Source organism: Streptomyces sp. NPDC002623, assembly GCF_053592635.1.
On record NZ_JBSFWB010000029.1, the window covers coordinates 23,482 to 42,275 of the forward strand.

Annotated in this window: 16 protein-coding genes; 6 read left to right on the forward strand and 10 right to left on the reverse strand. The window is 70.6% G+C overall.

All coding sequences use genetic code 11. From position 1 onward, the window contains the following. Positions 1 to 18: 18 nt before the first annotated feature. From ACWD4O_RS37030 to ACWD4O_RS37040, 3 genes are all read left to right on the forward strand, one after another. Positions 19 to 1,239, forward strand: a complete 1,221-nt coding sequence (locus ACWD4O_RS37030; RefSeq protein WP_451286872.1) for a metallophosphoesterase — start codon at positions 19 to 21, stop codon at positions 1,237 to 1,239. Positions 1,240 to 1,584: 345 nt separating this feature from the next. Continuing rightward, positions 1,585 to 1,788, forward strand: a complete 204-nt coding sequence (locus ACWD4O_RS37035; protein ID WP_451286874.1) for a hypothetical protein — start codon at positions 1,585 to 1,587, stop codon at positions 1,786 to 1,788. A gap of 201 nt (positions 1,789 to 1,989) precedes the next feature. Next, a complete protein-coding gene (locus ACWD4O_RS37040) occupies positions 1,990 to 2,742 on the forward strand; it encodes a GntR family transcriptional regulator (protein WP_451286876.1) in 753 nt (250 codons plus the stop codon). A gap of 33 nt (positions 2,743 to 2,775) precedes the next feature. On the opposite strand, the gene ACWD4O_RS37045 is transcribed toward ACWD4O_RS37040, so the two are convergent. Genes ACWD4O_RS37045 through ACWD4O_RS37065 form a run of 5 tightly spaced genes read right to left on the reverse strand, consistent with a single transcriptional unit; the run spans position 2,776 to position 8,472 of the window. Beyond that, positions 2,776 to 3,555: an SDR family NAD(P)-dependent oxidoreductase gene (locus ACWD4O_RS37045; RefSeq protein WP_451286877.1), complete on the reverse strand. Its 780-nt coding sequence runs from the start codon at positions 3,553 to 3,555 to the stop codon at positions 2,776 to 2,778. A gap of 13 nt (positions 3,556 to 3,568) precedes the next feature. After that, positions 3,569 to 4,855, reverse strand: a complete 1,287-nt coding sequence (locus tag ACWD4O_RS37050; protein WP_451286879.1) for a substrate-binding domain-containing protein — start codon at positions 4,853 to 4,855, stop codon at positions 3,569 to 3,571. A 58-nt stretch (positions 4,856 to 4,913) separates the two neighbouring features. After that, complete coding sequence (locus ACWD4O_RS37055) at positions 4,914 to 5,954, reverse strand: ABC transporter permease (protein WP_451286881.1); 1,041 nt, start codon at positions 5,952 to 5,954, stop codon at positions 4,914 to 4,916. Beyond that, a complete protein-coding gene (locus ACWD4O_RS37060) occupies positions 5,951 to 6,934 on the reverse strand; it encodes an ABC transporter permease (protein ID WP_451286883.1) in 984 nt (327 codons plus the stop codon). The genes ACWD4O_RS37055 and ACWD4O_RS37060 overlap by 4 nt, the downstream gene beginning before the upstream one ends. Continuing rightward, a complete protein-coding gene (locus ACWD4O_RS37065) occupies positions 6,931 to 8,472 on the reverse strand; it encodes a sugar ABC transporter ATP-binding protein (protein ID WP_451286885.1) in 1,542 nt (513 codons plus the stop codon). Before ACWD4O_RS37065 ends, ACWD4O_RS37060 begins: the two co-directional genes overlap by 4 nt. Before the next feature lie 292 nt (positions 8,473 to 8,764). Here ACWD4O_RS37065 and ACWD4O_RS37070 point away from each other — a divergent pair, with 292 nt between their 5' ends. Next, entirely contained in the window at positions 8,765 to 9,703 is a 939-nt protein-coding gene (locus tag ACWD4O_RS37070; protein ID WP_451286887.1) for an NAD(P)H-binding protein, read from the forward strand. Next, a complete protein-coding gene (locus ACWD4O_RS37075; RefSeq protein WP_451286889.1) occupies positions 9,700 to 11,292 on the forward strand; it encodes an FAD-binding oxidoreductase in 1,593 nt (530 codons plus the stop codon). The genes ACWD4O_RS37070 and ACWD4O_RS37075 overlap by 4 nt, the downstream gene beginning before the upstream one ends. A 68-nt stretch (positions 11,293 to 11,360) precedes the next feature. Here the strand turns inward: ACWD4O_RS37075 and ACWD4O_RS37080 are convergent, their stop codons facing one another. Genes ACWD4O_RS37080 through ACWD4O_RS37100 form a run of 5 tightly spaced genes read right to left on the reverse strand, consistent with a single transcriptional unit; the run spans position 11,361 to position 17,297 of the window. Further along, on the reverse strand, positions 11,361 to 12,212 hold the full coding sequence (locus ACWD4O_RS37080; protein ID WP_451286891.1) for an SDR family NAD(P)-dependent oxidoreductase: 852 nt from the start codon (positions 12,210 to 12,212) through the stop codon (positions 11,361 to 11,363). Continuing rightward, positions 12,209 to 13,786 (reverse strand): FAD-binding oxidoreductase, encoded by a 1,578-nt coding sequence (locus ACWD4O_RS37085; protein ID WP_451286893.1) that lies wholly within the window; start codon positions 13,784 to 13,786, stop codon positions 12,209 to 12,211. The genes ACWD4O_RS37080 and ACWD4O_RS37085 overlap by 4 nt, the downstream gene beginning before the upstream one ends. Further along, a complete protein-coding gene (locus ACWD4O_RS37090) occupies positions 13,783 to 14,790 on the reverse strand; it encodes an alpha/beta fold hydrolase (protein ID WP_451286895.1) in 1,008 nt (335 codons plus the stop codon). Before ACWD4O_RS37090 ends, ACWD4O_RS37085 begins: the two co-directional genes overlap by 4 nt. Positions 14,791 to 14,848: 58 nt before the next feature. Then, the gene (locus tag ACWD4O_RS37095) at positions 14,849 to 16,099 is read right to left on the reverse strand and encodes an acyl-CoA dehydrogenase family protein (protein ID WP_451286897.1); all 1,251 of its coding nucleotides are present in this window, start codon (positions 16,097 to 16,099) and stop codon (positions 14,849 to 14,851) included. A gap of 31 nt (positions 16,100 to 16,130) precedes the next feature. Continuing rightward, positions 16,131 to 17,297 (reverse strand): flavin reductase, encoded by a 1,167-nt coding sequence (locus ACWD4O_RS37100; protein WP_451286899.1) that lies wholly within the window; start codon positions 17,295 to 17,297, stop codon positions 16,131 to 16,133. Between the two features lie 208 nt (positions 17,298 to 17,505). On the opposite strand from ACWD4O_RS37100, the gene ACWD4O_RS37105 reads away from it, so the two are divergent. Continuing rightward, entirely contained in the window at positions 17,506 to 18,747 is a 1,242-nt protein-coding gene (locus ACWD4O_RS37105; RefSeq protein ID WP_451286901.1) for an acyl-CoA dehydrogenase family protein, read from the forward strand. Positions 18,748 to 18,794 lie beyond the last annotated feature (47 nt).

Here is an 18,794-nt window from a genome sequence, read left to right on the forward strand (position 1 = left end):
TGGGGAGAGAGGGCAAGCGTGACCGACACCAGCAACACTCGACCCGCGGACCGTGAAGCGCAAGCGCCGCGGCAGAGCCGACTGCACCGCCTGATGCGCTACCTCCCCCTGATCGCCCCCGTACTGCTGTGGGCCGTGCCTTGCTGGGTGCTCCTGCACGCCGGCCAGCACTGGCCGCTGCCCGTCACGTTCGCCGGCACCGCCCTGTTCGTCCTCGGCCTCATCGGTATGCCGCTCGCGATGGCACGCGGTCACGGCCGGCGCCAGCAGGACTGGGCAGCAATCGTCGGTGACACTCTCCTGGGCACCAGCTGGGTTCTGTTCACCTGGTCCGTTCTGCTCGGCGTCCTGCTGCGGCTCGCCCTGGCCGTGGCCGGCGTCGGCGAGAGCCAGGACCGGGCCCGAATCGTCACTTGGACCGTCCTCGGCGTGACCGCCGTACTGCTCGCCTGGGGGTACGCCGAGGCCCGCCGCGTGCCACGCGTGCGCCGACTCGACGTCCAACTCCCGCGACTGGGAGCCGGGTTGGACGGCCTCCGGGTCGTCCTCATCACCGACACCCACTACGGTCCCCTCGATCGCACTCGCTGGTCGGCACGGGTATGCGAGACGGTGAACACCCTGGAAGCCGATCTGGTCTGCCATACCGGTGACATCGCGGACGGCACGGCCGAACGCCGCCGTGCCCAGGCCGTCCCGCTCGGTACCGTGCGGGCCACCCGGGCCCGGGTCTACGTCACCGGAAACCACGAGTACTACAGCGAGGCCCAGGGCTGGGTCGACCTGATGGACGAACTGGGCTGGGAGCCGCTGCGCAACCGCCACCTGCTGCTCGAGCGCGGCGGCGACACCCTCGTGGTCGCCGGCGTGGACGACGTCACCGCCGAGTCCTCCGGCCTGGCAGGCCACCGCGCCCACCTCGCCGGAGCCCTGCACGGCGCCGACCCCGACCTCCCCGTGCTGCTCCTGGCACACCAGCCCAAGTTCATCGACCGGGCGGCGGACGCGGGCATCGACCTCCAGCTCTCCGGCCACACCCACGGCGGCCAGATCTGGCCCTTCCACCACCTGGTCCGCCTCGACCAGCCCGCCCTCGCCGGCCTCACCCACCACGGCCCCCGCACCCTCCTCTACACCAGCCGCGGCACCGGGTTCTGGGGCCCGCCGTTCCGCGTCTTCGCCCCCAGCGAGATCACCCTGCTCGTGCTCCGCTCCCCGCAGCAGCCCATCGCGCCGTAGCACTGAGCCGGTCAACACATCCGTTTGGAAGTCGTCCACGGGCTGACGGCTCCGACGAACCACACGTGGGCGAGTTTTACGTAGGTCAGCGACGCGTGACGCCTGTGCCGCCGGCAGACCACGCTGCGGTCAAGGAGCTGGTCGAGCGCCTCACCCAGACGTACGCCGAAGTCGAGTTCACCTTCGTGCACGTAAGCACCGACCACGACTGGGTCATGTTCGACCGGGCCGGCGCAGGGGTGAACCCGGGGCCGAACGCCCGTACACGGCCAACATGGTCAACCGGGTCGTCGCACACGACGACTTGGAAACGCAGACCGAACACCTCGTCGCCACGATCCTGCGGTGCGACCAAGCCGCTCGACGGCACCCCCTGTCGTAGCCGCAGCCGGGCCCCGCAGCGAGGCCCGGCTGCGGATCACCACCTATCGAGTTGTGAACCCCATCATCAACGAGGCACCCGACATCGTCGTCGCGGCCGAGGCCGGTACGGCTGCCGCAGCCGTCGAGGCCGCCCTCCTCGCCCGCGATTCGGGGCTGACCCGGTGACTGAACCGCTTCTGACGCCCGTAGGCCTGTCATACAATCATGACGAATCTATCGGCACCGGGTGTCGACACGTATGCATGGGCTTCCCGTGCGCGCCATAGATATGTCACGGGCTTGAACATTGCGAGCCGGTGGCCGGAATTCTCCGACGGTGAACCGCAGCCACTGGGTTGTACGATCGCCTTACCGTATCCTGATCGTGTGACCGTATCAGGCAACCCAGCACCCCGCAGCTCCGCCGAATCCGTCGATCTGGCCTCCCAGGTGGGCCGGGTCGCCGCACCTCTGCGTCAGCAGGTGCTCGATGTGCTGCGTCAGGCCATTCTCAGCTTCCACTACGCGCCCGGTCAGCGACTGATCGAGCGTGAGCTGATCGACGAGATCGGTGTCTCGCGCACCACCATCCGCGAGGCGTTGCGCGAACTGGCGGCCGAGGGCCTGGTCAAGACCATTCCCCAGAAGGGCGCCGTCGTCGTGGTGCCCTCACCTCAGGAGGCGCTCGAGCTCTATGAGCTGCGTGCCGCCCTGGAGGCGCTCGCCGTGCGGCGGTTCACCGAGGTCGCGTCGGACGAGCAGGTGGCCGAACTGCGCTCGGCGTTCGAGCAGCTGGCCGAGGCCGCGAGCGGCGACGGCGACACCCTGCGGATCCTCAAGGCGAAGGACCAGTTCTACGACGCCCTGCTGCGCGGCTGCGGCAACCGTTCGGTGCACTCCACCCTGGGCGGCGTCCAGGCCCGCCTCAGCCTGCTGCGGGCCACCTCGCTGGCCCAGCCCGGCCGCAGCGCCCGCAGCGTGCAGGAGTTGCGCACTGTGATCGAGGCGATCGAGGCGCGCAATGCCGAGGCCGCCGTGCGTGCGACCAACCACCACATCGAGCAGGCGAAGCGGGCGGGACTGGAGGGGCTGTCCGCCACCAGTGGGAGCGGACTGCCGTTCAGCACCGCCTCGCACTGAGCCGAGCGGCGTGGAGCGCCGCGGCCCCGACGGTCAGTGCATGACGTACCCGCCGTTCGGTGAGAGCGTCTGGCCCGTGTAGAACGCCGATTCGTCGCTCGCGAGGAACAGGATCGTGTGCGCGATCTCCGCCGCGGAGGCGGCCCGGCGCAGCACTCCCAGATCGACCACGGCACGGCGGATCCGCTCGTCGTCCGGCAGCATCGGTGTGTCCGTCGCCCCCGGCGCCACCGCGTTGACCCGGATCCCGTCCGTCGCCACGAGCGCCGCCACCGCGCGGGTCAACCCCAGCACACCCGCCTTCGACGCCGGGTACATGGCCGGCAGGGGGAAGTTGGCCAGCGCTCCCACGCTGGAGACATTGACGATGCTGCCGCCCGACGGGGAACCCCGGCGCATCAGGCGCACAGCGGCCCGCACGGAGTAGAACGTACCGGTCAGGTTCACCGCGACGACGTCCGCGAAGTCGTCGTCGGTGAGGTCGCAGAGGTCGGCCTGCGCCCCGGAGACCCCGGCGGCGTTCACCGCGACGTCGAGCCGGCCGAACTCGGCGAGAGCACGGCCGTAGGCCGCGTCCACCTGGCCGCTGTCCCGTACGTCGACGGCGGCCGCGACCACGCCCTCGCAGTCGGCCACCGCACGGGCCGTCCGCGCGGCGTCGAGGTCCACGGCCAGGACCCGCGCGCCCTCCTCGGTGAACCGGCGGACCGTGGCCAGCCCGATGCCCGAGGCCGCGCCGGTGACCAGGGCGGTCTTCCCGGCGAGCCGGCCGCCGGCGCACTGCCGACGGCCACCACTCGACGTCACGCTCATGCGTGCCCCGTCCTCAGCTCTGCGAGGGGTTGTCGAAGAACCGGTCGAGGTACGACTGCGGCATCCAGGCCTCGCCGTCCTGGACCTCGCCGAGGTCGCTCGTCTTCGCGCCCGCGGGCAGATAGTCGGCCAGATTCGCCTTGGTGATCACCGACGGTTCGCGGGTGATCGTGCCGGCCTTCGGGCCGTCTCCCGCCATCACCATCATCCCGACGGTGAACCAGGCCTTCGCCTCCTGGGTGCCGTTGCCGCCCGTGCCGGCGGTCTCGTAGCCGTCGGCCGACTCCAGCTTCTTCCAGGACGCGAGCGACGAGGCGGACGCGCCGGCGTCGACGACCTTGGGGGTGTCCCGTCCGGTCGAGTCGAAGGCGGCGTAGACACCGGAGCCCATGACGCCGAGCTGCGCCACCATGTCGATCTTCTGCGGGTGGCTGGAGAGGAACTTCAGCAGTTCGGCCTTGGCGACCGGCGGCACGAAGGCGCCGTTGACCTCGCCGAGCACCTTCATGTCGGGGCAGGCGGCGAGGACGTCCTTGACGGCCTGGTAGCCGATGGTCTCCGTCGACAGCCCCTGGAAGCCGCGGACGATCACCACGTTGCCCTTGCCCTGGAGCTGCTTGGCCACCAGGGCGGTCGGCTCAGCGATGTTCAGGTAGGCGTTCTCGGCCACGTTGACGGCGTACTTGGACCGGATCGTCGAGCCGAGCGCGACCGTGACCACGCCCTTCTTGCCGGCGGCGTCGACCGCCGAGACCATCGCGTCGCCGGAGAGCGGTGTGATGTAGACGATGTCGACGCCGGAGTCGACCAGCTCGTTGTAGCCGCGGATCTGCTCGGCCGGGGTCATGGTCGCCGGGTCGGTCATGATCCGCTTGACGAGCTTGCCCTGGACCAGGCCCTTGGCCTCGGCGGCGGCGAAGCTCGCGTCCATCTGCTTGACGACCGCCGCGGCGAACGCGTTGGACGCCGGAAGGTAGGAGAAGCCGACCTTGGCGGCGCGCCCGAGCGTCTTCTTGTTCTGCCAGGCGCTCGCGAACACGTCCTCGCCATAGGCGTTGTAGGCCTTCTGCAGATCCGCGGGCAGTGCCTTGACTGCGCCGTCGGGGTCCTTGGGCGCGATGGTCGGCACCTGGCCGCAGGCGGCGGAGGCCTTCCCCGCGGTGTCCGTCGCACTGCTGCTCGCCCCGGCGGCGACCGTGCCGCCCGAGCCGCCGCAGCCGGTGAGCAGGGCCGTGAGGACGATCCCCGTGGAGGAGGCGACGACGCGGGTGCGGGCACGCCGGAAGGCGGATCTGTTCATGGGAGGCCTTTCAGAAGGAGAGCGGGAAAGGAGACGTGGAAGGTTGTGTCGGGCCGGGTCAGACCTGGTCGCGCAGCCTGCGCTCGCGGCCGTAGACCGCCATCGCGGCGAGGATGACGACGCCGTTGAGGATCTGCTGGTCGGCCTCCTGGAAGCCGAGACCGACCAGCACGGTGGAGACGGTGGTCAGCAGGAGTACGCCGACGGTGGTGCGGGTGTAGCTGCCGGGCCCGCCGAACGCGGTGCCGCCCAGGACGACCGCGGCGATGCTCTGGAAGAGGTAGGGGTTGCCGAGCCGGTTGTCGACATTGCCGGCGAAGCCCGCCAGGACGACTCCGGCGAGGATCGCGAGGGCCGCCGAGACGGCGTACACCGTGACCCAGACCTTGCGGGTGCTGATGTGCGCGAGTTCCGCGGCCACCGGGCTCGCGCCGGTGGCCAGCAGGCGCCGGCCGGGCCGGGTGCGGTGCAGCAGCACGGAGACGGCGGCGACGGCGAGCGCCCAGATGACCACGACGGGCGGCAGGGGAATGCCGAAGGTGGAGGCCATGGGTGCGCTGAGCCGGGTCACCCAGCCGGGCGCGCCCGCCCCGGTGCCGCCGTCGCTGAGGACCGCGGTCACGCCGACGGCGATCGAACCCGCGGCGAGCGTGACGATGATCGGGTGGATGGTGAAGCGGTGGCACAGGTAGCCGACGAGCCCGCCCATCGCGCCGCCGCAGACCACGGCGACGGCCAGCATCACGGGCAGCGGCACTCCGGGCACGTCGCCGAACCGGGTGACGGTGACCGCGCCGGCCACGATGAACCCGGCGAGGGACAGGTCGATCCCCCTGATGAGGACGACGAGCGTCTGGCCTATCGAGGCCAGTCCGGTGAGCGCGCAGAGCACGAGGACGGTGCGCATGCTCGTCGGTTCGAGGAAGCCCGGCATGGCGGCCGCGCCCCAGCCGAGGACGGCCACGGTGAGGAGGAGCTGGACGAGGGGGAACCTCCGCTGGAGGGAGAGGAGCCGCTGTCCGGCCGAAGGACTCTCCCGGAAGATGTCGCCGCCGGGGGCGAGGGGGGCCGTGTCGAGCGAGGCTTCCTGGGTGGTCATCGTCGGCCTTCCTTCAGTTCGCGGGCCGCGATCGCCCCGAAGAGCACCGCGCCGATGAGCAGGGCCCCGTAGATCACCTGCAGCCAGGTCTGCGACACCTGGAGCACCCCGAGCAGGCTCTGCAGCAGATAGATGGCGGCGGCGCCGGTGAGCGCGTTGGTGATGCCGCCGCCCCCGCCCTGGAGCGGGAGGCCGCCGAGCGAAACGGCGGCGATCGCGATGAGGGTGTACGAGCCGCTGGTACCGGCCTCGGCCGTGGACGCGAGGCCGATGAGCACCAGGCCCCCGACCGCGGCCATCGAGCCGCCGAGTGCGTAGGCGAGCACCCGGACCGCGCCGACGGGCACGCCGCTGGTGAACGCCGTGACGTCGTTGCCGCCGACCGAGCGCAGGAGACCGCCGTAGGTCGTCAGCCGGGTGACCAGCAGCCACAGGGCCGCGGGGACGGCCAGCGCGACGAGTCCGCCCGGGAGCGGCCCCATCGACCCCGCGAAGTCGGCCATCCAGGTGCCGGAGATGGTGGTCGGGCTCGGGGACAGTTTGAGGTCGAGCCCGGTGAGGACGAAGAACATCGCGAGGGTGACCACGATCGGCTGGAGCCGGCCGACGACGATGAGAAGACCGGTGACGGCGCCGACCACCGCGCCGGCCAGCATGAGCAGGGGCAGGGCGGCGTACCCGCCGAGACCGGCCGGCTGGAGCTGGGTCGCGTAGAGCAGTCCGCTCAGGGTCATCAGGGGGCTGATCGACAGGTCGATGCCGCCGCGCCCGCTCATGATCGAGGGGACGCTCGCCATGGCGGCGATACCGAGCGGGGCCAGGGCGGCCAGCTGCGAGGTGACGCCGAAGCGGGGTTGCAGCGCGAGGTTGGCAATCAGGAGCGCCGACGCCAGGACGAGCGCGAAGAGATAGGTGTGGCGGGCGAAGAGGGAGCCCCGGCCGCGGAGGAATGCGGGGGCCCGCTGGGCGAGGGCGCTCATGCGGTCACCGCCGCTCCGCCGAAGAAGGCGTCGACGAGCCGTTCCCGGTCCAGTTCCGTCCGGGCGAGTTCCGTGGCCAGGGAGCCTTCCCGGAACACCAGGACGCGGTCCATCAGCTCGACGTGCTCGTCGACCACCGAGGACAGCATGACGACGGTCAGCCCCTGTCCGGACAGGGCACGCAGCAGCCGGTAGAGGTCGCGTTTGGCTCCCACGTCGATTCCTCTCGTAGGGTCGTTGAGGAGCAGCACGTCGGGGGCTGCGGCCAGCCAGCGGGCGATGACGACCTTCTGCTGGTTGCCGCCGCTGAGCGTGGTGATCGCGTCCGACGAGCGCCCGTACTTGATGCCGAGCCGCTCGACGTAGTGGCCGAACCGCTGCTCGGCGGCGCGCTCGGACAGCAGACCCCTGCGGACGTCCCGTTCGGCGGTCGCGATGGCGAAGTTGTCCAGGATGGACATCCACGGCAGGATCGACTCCCCGCGCCGGTCCCGGGCGACATAGGCGATGCCCAGGTGCCGCGCCCCGCGCGGATCGGTGACCCGGTGCTCGGCGTCCCCCTCGACCCGTACGACGCCCTCGGTGTCGCCGTGTCCGGCGAGGAGCCGCAGGAAGTCGTCCTGCCCGTGTCCCTCCAGGCCGGCCAGCCCGACGATCTCACCGCGGCGGAACTCCGTGTGGCAGGGGCTCCCGCCCGCGCGCAGCCGGGAGCCCGTGACCCGTAGGGCGACGGGGCGCGCCGCGAGGTCGGGGGTGGCGGCGGCGCACTCGGTGTCCTGGACCGGGTGCGCGGCGCCGCCGGTCATCAGCCGGATCATCTCGTCGTGGTCCCAGTCCGCGCCGAGGGTGCCCACCGTCCGGCCCGAGCGGAGCACGGTGACGCGGTCGCCGATCTCGCGGATCTCGTCCATCCGGTGGGTGATGAGGACGACGCTCATGCCGCGCGCCGCCCGCTCCTTCACCAGGGTGAACAGCCGGGTGCGGGTGTCGTGGTCGAGGGCCGAGGTCGCCTCGTCGAGGATCAGCACCTTGGGGTCGCGCAGCAGCGAACGGGCGATGCCGCAGGCCTGGCGGTCGCTGAGCCGGAGTGAGCCGAAGGGGGCGTCGAGCTGCGGGGGTGTGACGAGCAGCGCGGCGAGGACCTCCGCCGCCTTCTCGCGACGGCCGGCGTCGCGTGTCACGGGGCGCAGCAGCCGGTCCGCGCCGAGCCACAGGTTGTCCAGGACGGTGCGGTTCTCGACGCCGAGCACCTCCTGGAACACGGTGTCGATGCCTGACCGCAGTGCCTGGGCCGGGGTACGCGGGGTGTAGGGCCGGCCACCGACCGTCATGGAGCCGGTGTCCGGGCGGTGTACTCCGCTGAGGATCTTGACCAGGGTGCTCTTCCCGGAGCCGTTCTCCCCCACGAGGGCGTGCACCTCGCCCGGGAACAGGCGCAGGCCGGCGTCCTGGAGGGCGACCGTCGGACCGAAGTGCTTCCGTAGGCCGTCGACGGCCAGGACGGCTTCCGGCTCAGCTGTGAGCGGGTGGGTCGGCACTGACCCCTCCTGACTTGGGTGACCTGACTTGGATGGCTGGAGACCGAACCAGACTGTGTGATTGTCGTCTGGTCATACAATGTTTCGGTGCGAGGCAGACCGTAGCGTGTGGCGAATCCGACGTCCAGAGGCGAATTGCCGGGAAAACGAATCCGAACGAATCCAGGAGCCACGAGGTCGGGCGGTACCTGTGAACCCCGATCGAACGATTGTCGTCTCGTCATACAAAGAGTACGGTTTGCCGAAACCGACACCCGGGCGGGCCGGGGCGGCGAGCACACAAGGAGTGCGCGTGTACCTCATCACCGGTGCCGGCGGAGGGCTGGCACAGACCGCAGCGGAGTTGCTGCTGGAGTCGGTCCCCGCCGACCAGGTCATCCTGACGACGCGGACGCCCGGCAAGCTCCGGACCTTCGCCGACCGCGGCGCCCATGTGCGGTACGCCGACTTCGCCGAGCCGGACAGTCTGGACGCGGCCTTCACCAGTGCGGAGCGGATGCTGCTGGTGTCCACCGCCCAGGTGGGCTCGCGCATCGGGTTCCACCGCAACGCGATCGAGGCGGCCCGGCGGGCCGGGGTCCGGTACCTCGCCTACACGTCGATCGTCGGCGCGGGCATCGAGGAGAACGACGCCGTCGTCTGTACCGAGCACCGCGCGACCGAGGCCATGCTCCGCGAGTCGGGGCTGCGCTGGAACGCGTTGCGCGACTCCCAGTACGCACAGGCCGTCGCCTGCTTCATCGCTCCGGGCGCCGTCGCCATGGGGCAGATGGTCGGCGCCTGGGGCGAGGGCACGGTCGGCTTCGTGTCGAGGGACGACTGCGCGGCCGCCGCCGTCGGCGCGCTCCTCGGCCGCGGCGAGGACGACCGGGCCTACGAGGTCACCGGGCCGGAGCAGCTGACATACCGTCAAGTGTGCGCGCTGATCTCCGAGATCAGCGGCACGGAGGTCGCCTACGTGCCGATCACGGACGAGGAGCAGTACGCCGCCTTCGACTCCATGGGCGTCCCCCGCGAGTACGACGCGGAGGCGATCGCCTCCTCCCCCATCCCTTGGAACAGTGACGACATGGTGTCGTTCAGCCGCGCGATCCGCCTCGGACACATGGCCTCCCTCAGCGACACGGTCCAGACGCTGACCGGGCGGGCGCCGCGCTCGATGCGGTCGGTGCTGGAGGACGCGGCGGCGACCTGGCCGTCCGCCGGAGCCGTTGTGGAGGCCGCGCGATGAGCGGGAACAACCGGCCGGGCGAGGACGCATACCTCAGCGAAAAGGCCCTGCAGCGCTTCGTCGACGTCCTCGGCGAGGACGGGGTCGTCCTCGGTGAGGGCCGCTTCCACGAGCAGTACCGCGACAAGTACTGGCACCGCGACGACGACACCTACGACCCGGCCGCCGTCCTGCTGCCGCGCAGCACCGAGGAGGTGCAGGCGGTCGTCCGGATCGCGAACGAGTTCGGAGTGCCGATCTGGACCTCCTCACAGGGCCGCAACTACGGCTACGGCGGCTCCTCGCCCCGGCTGAAGGCGACCGTCGTGGTCAGTCTGACCCGGATGAACCGCGTCCTGGAGATCAACCGCGACCTGGCGTACGCCGTGGTCGAGCCTGGCGTGCGCTGGTTCGACCTGTACGACGCGCTGAAGGAGTCCGGCAACGAGGACCTGATGGTGACCGTCCCCGACCTCGGCTGGGGCAGCGTCATCGGCAACTCGCTGGACTGCGGGATCACCTACCAGCCGTACGGTGCCGACTTCATGGCGCCGTGCGGCATGGAAGTGGTCCTGGCGAACGGGGAGTTGCTGCGCACCGGTATGGGGGCCATCCCGGGCAACAAGTCCTGGCACACCTACAAGCGCGGTCTCGGGCCGGTTCTCGACGGTCTGTTCATGCAGTCCAACTTCGGCATCGTGACGAGGATGGGCTACTGGCTGATGCCGCGCCCGGAGGCGTACGCGCCGTTCTTCCTCACGGTGCCGCGGGACGAGCACCTGGAGCAGGCCGTGGACGTCATCCGCCGGCTCCGGCTCGACGGCACGCTGCGCGGGGTGCCGAGCATGTACAACACCGTGACGCTGGCGGCCCAGTTCCCCGACGTGATGGGGCGGTTCGCGGGGGCCGAGGGGGCCTTCAGCGAGGAGACCCTGGACGAGATGGCCGACGCGACCGGACTCGGTCGATGGGCGCTGCGGGGCGCGCTGTGGGGCGACACCCCTGTGGTGGAGCACCAGTTGGCGAAGGTCCGGGCCGCATGGAGTGCGATTCCGGGCGGGCAGGTGCTGTTCGAGCGGACGTACGGGCCCGGAGAGTACGACGAGATCCGCACGATCCCCGACAAGTGCCAGGGGGGTCTTCCCGGCGTCGAACTGCTCGAGGCCATTCCGGAGGGGATCGCCCATATCGGCTTCTCCCCCGCGATTCCGCTGGTCGGGGGCGATGTGCGGGAGGTTGTCGACCTCTTCGACCGGATCGTGCGGGAGCAGGTCGGGGTCAATGTGGCCGGGGGGCTGCTGATCATCAATGAGCGGACGGCGCTGTACGTCACCGGCCTCAACTACGACTACCGGGACGCCGAGCAGTGCCGGCGGGCGTACGACGCGGTGAAGGTGCTGGTGGCCGAGGCCGGCAAGCGGGGCTATGGCGAGTACCGCGCGCACCTGGACTTCATGGATCTGGCGTCGGCGCAGTACTCCTTCAACGACCACGCCTATCGACGGTTCTGCGAGACGCTCAAGGACGCGGTGGATCCGAACGGGATCCTCTCGCCGGGGCGGCACGGGATCTGGCCGGAGCGCCTGCGGCATCTGGCGGACCGTGACTGAGGTTCCCGGCGGACATGCGTGAGGCCCCGGCTCGTTTCGAGCCGGGGCCTTCAGGCGTATCCGTGCGGTCAGTCGGCGGCTCTCCCCAATGCAGCTCTCCCCAATGCAGCTCTCCCGAATGCCGCTTCTATGCGCGCCGCCCGTTCGCCGACCATCGGGTACCACTCCGGGTGCGTGACGATGTGGGTCTCGCCGCGGGCCAGGCCGGCCAGGACGACGTCTCCCACCTCCACCGGGTCCAGCCAGCGCAGCTGTGCCAGCTCCGGGTCCCCGGAGATGTCGTTCTGGACGAAGGCGCTGTCCGCCGGCCCCGTCGGCCTGGTGCGCAGGCTGCGGGCGATGTTGCTGCGGACCGTACCGGGCGCGAGCACGGCCGCGCCCACGTTCGAGTCCTCCCGCCGCAGCTCGTGCGCCAAAGCCTCCGTGAGTCCCGTGATCGCGAACTTCGTCGTGGCGTACGCCCCCAGTCCGGGCATGTCGGCGACGAAGCCGCCCATGGAGGACGTGTTCACGATGTACGCCGGTTCGCCGTGCCGCTTCAGCAGGGGCAGGAAGGCGTGGACGCCGTGGACGACACCGGTGAGGTTGACGTCGAGGATCCACTTCCAGTCCGCGAGGGTCATGTCCGCGATCCGCGACTCGGGGGCGACGCCTGCGTTGTTGAACACCAGGTGCACCTTGCCGAGCCGTTCCACGACCTGGTCGGCCAGCGTCTGCACGCTCGCCGCGTCGGAGACGTCGGTGCGTATCCCCACCGCCCCGATCTCCTTGGCGGCCGCCTCCAGCGGGCCCTCCTCGATGTCGGCGATCACCACCTGGGCACCGCGCTCCACCAGCCGCTGTGCGATGCCCTTGCCGATGCCGGACGCGCCGCCGGTGACGACGGCGACGAGCCCGGTCACGTCCTCGATCACGGTCATGAGCCGGCCTCCCGGTAGGCGGCGGGCCAGACGCCGTGCCGGCCCGGGGACAGGATCCCGTTCGGGTCCACCGCGTCCTTGATCCGTTCGACGAAGCGCCGGTAGGCGTGGTCGTTGAAGGAGTACTGGTCGGCCGCCAGGTCCATGAAGTCCAGGTGCGCGCGGTACTCGCCGTAGCCGAGCGCCCCCACCTCGCTCACCAGCATCTTCGCGGTGTCGACCGCCGCGCGTACCTGTTTCTCGTCGCGGGTGTCGAAGCTGATGCTGCTGACGACGATGGCGCTGCGGTCGTTGATGGGGAAGACCGCGCAGACGAAGTTCGTCCCAGCGCGGTCGGTGACCAGCCGCTGGATCACGTCCACCACTCGGCGTACCTCGCCGCCGGTGAGCGGGACCACCGGCGAGAAGCCGATGTGTCCGACGAACTCGGGGATGACCTCCATCAGGTCCATGCTCGGGACACCTGCCTGGACCTTCTCCATGAAGGTGGTCAGCTCGCCCCACTCGTCGCGCAGGTAGGTGCGGTGGTGGTCGACGCGCGAGCCCTCTATGGCCGACCACGCCTCGCGGATGCGGCGGAGATGGTGTTCGACGACGGGTCCGTCCCCCCAGAGGGCGGTGCGCAGTCCCCAGCGGCCGATGCCGGTGCGGGCGGCGAGGCCGTCCAGGGCCTCCTCGCTCGCCGGTCCCTCGGCGCCCATGAACTCACCCAGGAGTTCCGGGAACTGGGCCGCCATGGTGATGGTGTTCTGCAGGTTCGGCACCCCTCGGATCACTCCGTCGAGGCGGAGTTCGCGGATGATGTCGACGGCCTGGGCGAGCTGGTCGTCCCGGGGGACGGTGAGGTAGAGCGGCGCGTACGCCTCCGGGCGGCGCTGGAGCCAGACGCCCGCGCGCGTGACGACACCGTAGTTGGACTGGATGAACAGCGGGTCGAGGACCGGGCCGAGGCCGCGCTGGTAGACGTGCCAGGAGGGGTTGTCGGGGATGGCGCCCATGCCGGTGCGCAGCACCTCCCCGTCCGCGAGCACCACCTCCATGCCGCACAGCTTCTGGAAGTCGGAGCCGTTCGGGCCGTAGGTGACGCCGTTGTCGAGGGAGTTGCCGATGACGCTCCCCCAGCCGAGGTCGGGGATCGAGCACCACAGGTCGCCGTCGCCGGAGGCCTGCAGGGCCTCGTACAGGTCGAACCAGCGCACGCCGGGCTCGACCACGGCGTACGCGAGTTCGCGGTTGATATCCAGGACGCGGTTCATCCGGCGGAAGCTGATCAGGAGGGAGCCGCGGAGGCGGGGCGAGGGGCCGCCGTAGCCGTTGTTGCGGCCCTGGGAGGAGGTCCACACGGGGATGCGGTACTCGTTCGCGATGCGTACGACGTCCCGGACCTGCTCGGTGGAGGTGGGGAAGACGACGGCGGAGGAGTCGTAGGTGCGGTCGCCCTGGAACCAGTACGGGTCGCGGTAGGTGTCGCGTTCGGCGTCGGTCAGCAGGACGGCGTCCGCGCCGACCGCCTCGGTCAGCCGGCGCACCGCCTCGTCCGGCAGGGCCGGGTGCTCGTGTGTGGTGATCGTCATCGTGATTCCTCCAGTCCGTCCAGCCAGGCGATGACCGGCTTGACCGTCTCGGCGGAGTTGGCCTCCAGGATCAGCCCGTGGCCGTTGCCGACGATGCCGACGTCGGCCAGTGGAAGCAGTTCGGCGTCGGCGCCCACCGCGCACAGGAAGTCGACCAGGGGCGGCGACTGGACGGCGCTGCCGGACGCGCTGCCGGTGACGACGGCGACCGGGGTGCCGCTGAGACCGGGGATGCGGTGGCCCGCGGGGTCGGCCTTCAGCCGGTCCGGGGAGTCGATGGCCGGTTCGGTGGTGAGCTCGGCGTACGTCAGGCCGTAGGTGATCTCGCCCAGTCCGGGGAAGTCGGCGTACGGCGGTCCCATCGGTTCGATGGCGACGATGGCCTCCACGAGGTCGGGGCGTCGGTTCGCGGCGAGCCAGCCGCCCGGGCTGCCCGCGGAGTGGGTGATGAGCACCGCCGGGCCGATGCGGTCGAGCAGGGCGGCGATGCGCTCCCCGTCCAGGCGCTGGCCCTCGGCGAAGTCGGCCAGGAAGAAGCCCATCGCCGAGGTGAGCTGCTGGAACTCGGGTCCTTCGAGGGTGCGGTCCCAGGGCCACTGGGTGTGGGACTCGGCGGCTTCCGGGGGCGCGAAGAGGAAGCTCGCGAACTCCAGGGGCAGCGGCGGGGCGAGAGGACCCAGTCCGTCCGGGTGGTGCGGTGAGCGGCCGTGGCCGGGTCGGTCGACGACGTACACGGCGTATCCGGCGCGTACGAGGTCGTAGGCCCAGCCCTGTCGGCCGTCCGGGGTGCCGAGCCAGTCGGTGCCCTGGCCGCCGCCCCCGTGGACGAGGACGAGCGGGTGGGGGCGGGTGACCTCGGCGGGTGCCAGCCATGCGACGTGGAGCGGGCCGCGCGGGAGGGTGCCGTGCGGGGTGGCGATCTGCTCGCCCGGGATCCAGAAGAAGCCGGTGCGCAGGGTGATCGGCTCGACCCGGTCGTCGAGGTGGGGCGGTATGTCGGTCATGCTCGGTCGTCCTGTCTCGCGGCGGCCCAACAGGGAGGAAGGAAGGGGGAGTCGAGGTTCAGCGGGCCTCGGGCGGCGGGATCTCCAGGAGCAGGTTCGCGGTGTTGCGGAACGCCTGCTCGCGCAGCATGGGGTTGCGGTGGGTGAGGAGCGAGCTCATGTCGCGGAAGATCCGGTCGAACCGCTCGCCCTGCCGCATGGACCCGGAGCCGACGACCCGCAGCAGGTCGTGTTCGAAGGTCTCCCAGAGCTGGACGATGATCTCGCGGACCACGCAGGCCAGGCTCCAGTCGTCGACGAAGGTGTACTCGCGGCTGCCGTCGACCGTGCCCCGGCAGTACTCGGCGTGCTGCGCGATGACGCCGTCCAGGGCCAGTTCGGCGGTCCTGATCTTCGTCCAGGCGGCGCCGTAGTGGCGCTGGTAGTCCACGTCGTACAGGCGGAGCTGGACGGGCGGGAGCGGGGTCTTGCGGGTGCGCATGAGGCGTTCGAACTCGTCGAGGGCGTGGTAGAGCCCGCCCACGGCCAGGCTGGCCAGGGAGACGGTGAAGGTGAGCAGACCGCGGCCGGCGTACATGGGGTTGCCGTGCAGCTGGGAGCCGACGGTGCCGTCCTTCACCGGGATGTCGATCATGTTGGCGTCCTCGACGACGAGGTCGGCCGCCACGAAGGCGTCGGTGAAGCGGATGCTCTCGGAGCCGGTGGCCTTCAGGCCGGTCGACTCGCCCCAGTTGTGCAGCCGCTCGAAGGTGTCCTCAGGGGCCAGGAACATGCCCATCACGGGGGCGGAGCCGTCCTCCTGCTCGACCATGCACTGGCCGAGGTACCAGGTGGAGTGGGGGATGCCGGAGCAGTAGTCGACCACGCCGTCGAGGATGAACCCGCCTTCGGTCCGCTTCGCCCGGACCGTGGGCGCGGAGACCGACGCGGCCCGGAAGTCGCGGCCCGCGAACGCCCGGTCCTGTACCTCCTCGGGGTACCAGGAGGCGACGTGCAGGGCGTGGTTCGCGGCCAGCGCGAAACACCAGGCACTGCCCATGTCACCGCGGGCGAGTTCCTTGCAGACCGCGAAGAACGTCCTGGGCGAGACCTCGAGGCCGCCGTACGTCTTCGGTACGAACATGTCGTAGAAGCGGTTCGTGACGAACTGCTCGTGGATGTCCTCGGGAAGGTGGGTCAGCCGCTCCGCCTCCTCCTGGCGGGCGAGCAGTTCCTCGCGCATGGCCCGGGCCCGCCCGACGAGCTCCTCCTCCGAGGGCTCCGTGGCCGCGTCCAGGCCGGGCTGCGCGGTGGCGTGTGCTGTGGTCATCGCATCTCCTAAGCGGGGGTCGTAGCCGGGTTCAGCCGACGGGGTTCGCGGCGGCGGCGCGGCGCAGCTGGTCCTCGCGGCGCATCTCCAGCGGGCGCTGTGCGTGCTGGCGCAGGACGGCGGAGACCTGGGCCAGGTCGCCCGCCTCGTACCCCTCGACGAGCCGGCGGTGGTCGTCGAGGAGGGAGCTGGAGGCGTAGCTCGCCGTGTCGAGGGCGCGCAGGTTGAGTCCCGGCAGACAGAGCCGGCGGTAGGTGTCGAGGAGGATCGCCGAGCCGGCCAGCTCCACCATGTACTCGTGGAAGCGCTCGTTGGCGCGCACCCAGCCCTCGGGGTCGGTGAACCGGCCGTCCTTGACGAAGCCGAGGGTGTCCTCCATCAGCTCGCGCAGCCGGACCAGCTGTTCGTTCGTCGCGTGGTCGACGGTCAGTTCCGCGACGCCCGTCTCGATGGCGAGCTTGGCCCTGTACACCTCGTCGATGATCGAGTCGGGGACGGGCGTGATGAGGTACTCCCCCGCCTGGTGCCGGACGAGGCCCTCGTCGGCCAGGGCGACCAGGGCGCGGTGGACGCGGCCCGCGTCGATCCCGAACTCCTCGGCCCAGCGGCCGGTGTCGATGACCTCCTCGACATCGCTGCCGGCGTCGAGCACACGGGCGCGGACCTCGCGCAGCACGGAGGCCTCCGGTGCCGTCTGCATCCGTCCGAAGCGGCCGCGGAAGTAGGCGAGCGGATGGCCGGGGCAGGACATCGCCTCCTCGACATGGGCGAGGAAGACGTAGTGGGTGCCGGCCTCGACCTGCTCGGCGACCCGGCAGATGAGATGTGCGATGGCGCCGACCAGGAGGGGCGAGCCGTTCGCCGCGGTCTCGGTGGGGACGCCGTCGTACTTGTCCGGGACGCGGGAGGCGAAGCGGGTGGCCAGGTCCACGTGGTCCTCGGCGAGGACGTTCACCGCGAAGGCGCCGCTGTCGCGCACCGCGGCGGCGGTGGCCGAGTTGCGGTTGAGGCAGATCAGCAGCATCGGCGGGTCGTCGGTGAGGGAGCTGACCGCGCTGGCGGTACTGCCGTACCGGATGCCGTCGTACTCGGTCGTGATGACGGTGACGCCGGTGGCGAACCGCCCGATGACGTCTCGGAACTCCCGCGCGGTGACCGGGCGGGAGTCCGGCGGGGTGACGGGGGACGGCGTGGACATCACAACCAACTCCTCTGAAGTCCAGGCACATCGACGGGCGCGGGATGGGCACATCGATGGGGACTGTATGACGATCGCACAATGACGTAAAGAGGGTGGCGATTGGCTACCACCTGAGCAATCTCATCGACCAGGGGTTCCATCTAGCGCCGTTCTCTGCCTGCCTATAATATCGTCATACAAAGTTAGGTGTCGAGAGGAGAGCTTGATGAGCGCAAGCCTGTACGCCGCCGACTCCGCGCCCCCGTCTGCGGCGGAGGGCACGGTCGACCATCTCCTCGGGGTGGCGACCAGGCTCCGCCCGGTCCTGCGGGCCGCTCAGGCGGAGCACGAGGCGCTCGGCGGCTACTCGGAGGCGATCCACAAACAGCTTCTCGACGCCGGGTTCTACCGGATGCTCCACCCGAAGCGGTACGGCGGCCTGGAGCTGCCCCTGGACGACTTCCTCCGGGTCGCCGTCGAGATATCGCGCGGTGACCCGGGCGTCGGCTGGTCCTTCGTACTCGGCGCCGGCCACGCGTGGCACATCGCGTCCTTCTTCCCCGAGCAGGCCCAGGAGGAGCTCTTCGCGGGCGACGTCATCGCGCCGGGCCGCACCATCCCGCGCGGCCGGGCGGTCCGCACCGCGCGCGGTTACCGGCTCTCCGGCACCTGGGACTACTGCTCGGGCTCGATGTGGAGCACCCACGCGATGCTCGTCGCCCCGACCTTCACCGAGCAGGACCAACCCCTGGGGCTGCGCGCGTACATCGTCCCGCGCGGCGACTACGAGATCCTCGACGACTGGGGCGGGGACCAGGTCCTCGGCATGCGCGCGTCCAGCTCGAACTCCCTCCGGGTCGAGGACGCGCTGGTGCCCGAACACCTCAGCGTGGTCTACAACTTCAAGGACCACACGCTGGGCGAGCACGGCACGATCGGCTACCGGCTGCACCGCAACCCGATGTACCTGGGCCGCACCCTCGCCTTCTTCAACTGCGAGCTCGTCGCCACCCAGATCGGCGCCGCCTGGGCCGCCTTCGACTCCTTCGACGAGCTGATGGCCGCCCGCCCGACGAGCTTCCCGCCGATGATGCCGCGCACCGACTCCGCGGAGTTCCACCGCTGGTACGGCAAGATGCTCGCCCAGATCGACGCCGGCGAGACCCTGCTGCTGGGCGCGATGCGCCGGTACACCGAGCTGGGACGGCGCTGGGAACGCACCCGCCAGGAGTTCACGCCCGAGGAGGACGCCCGGCTGCGCGGTGTCATCCTGCAGGGCGCCCAGCTCGCGGGCCAGGCCGTCGACCTGGCCTTCTCCAACGCCGGGTCCTCTTCCGCACGGCTCGGCTCGCCGATGGAGAAGTACTACCGGGACGTCGCGATGTTCAAGACGCACATCGCCGCCAAGTGGGACGTCACCTACGGATCGGTGTCCCGCTTCCACTTCGGACAGCCGCTGACGTTCTGAGCCGGCCGCCGTCCACCCTGAGGAGGCACGGAGGTGGCGGACGCCCG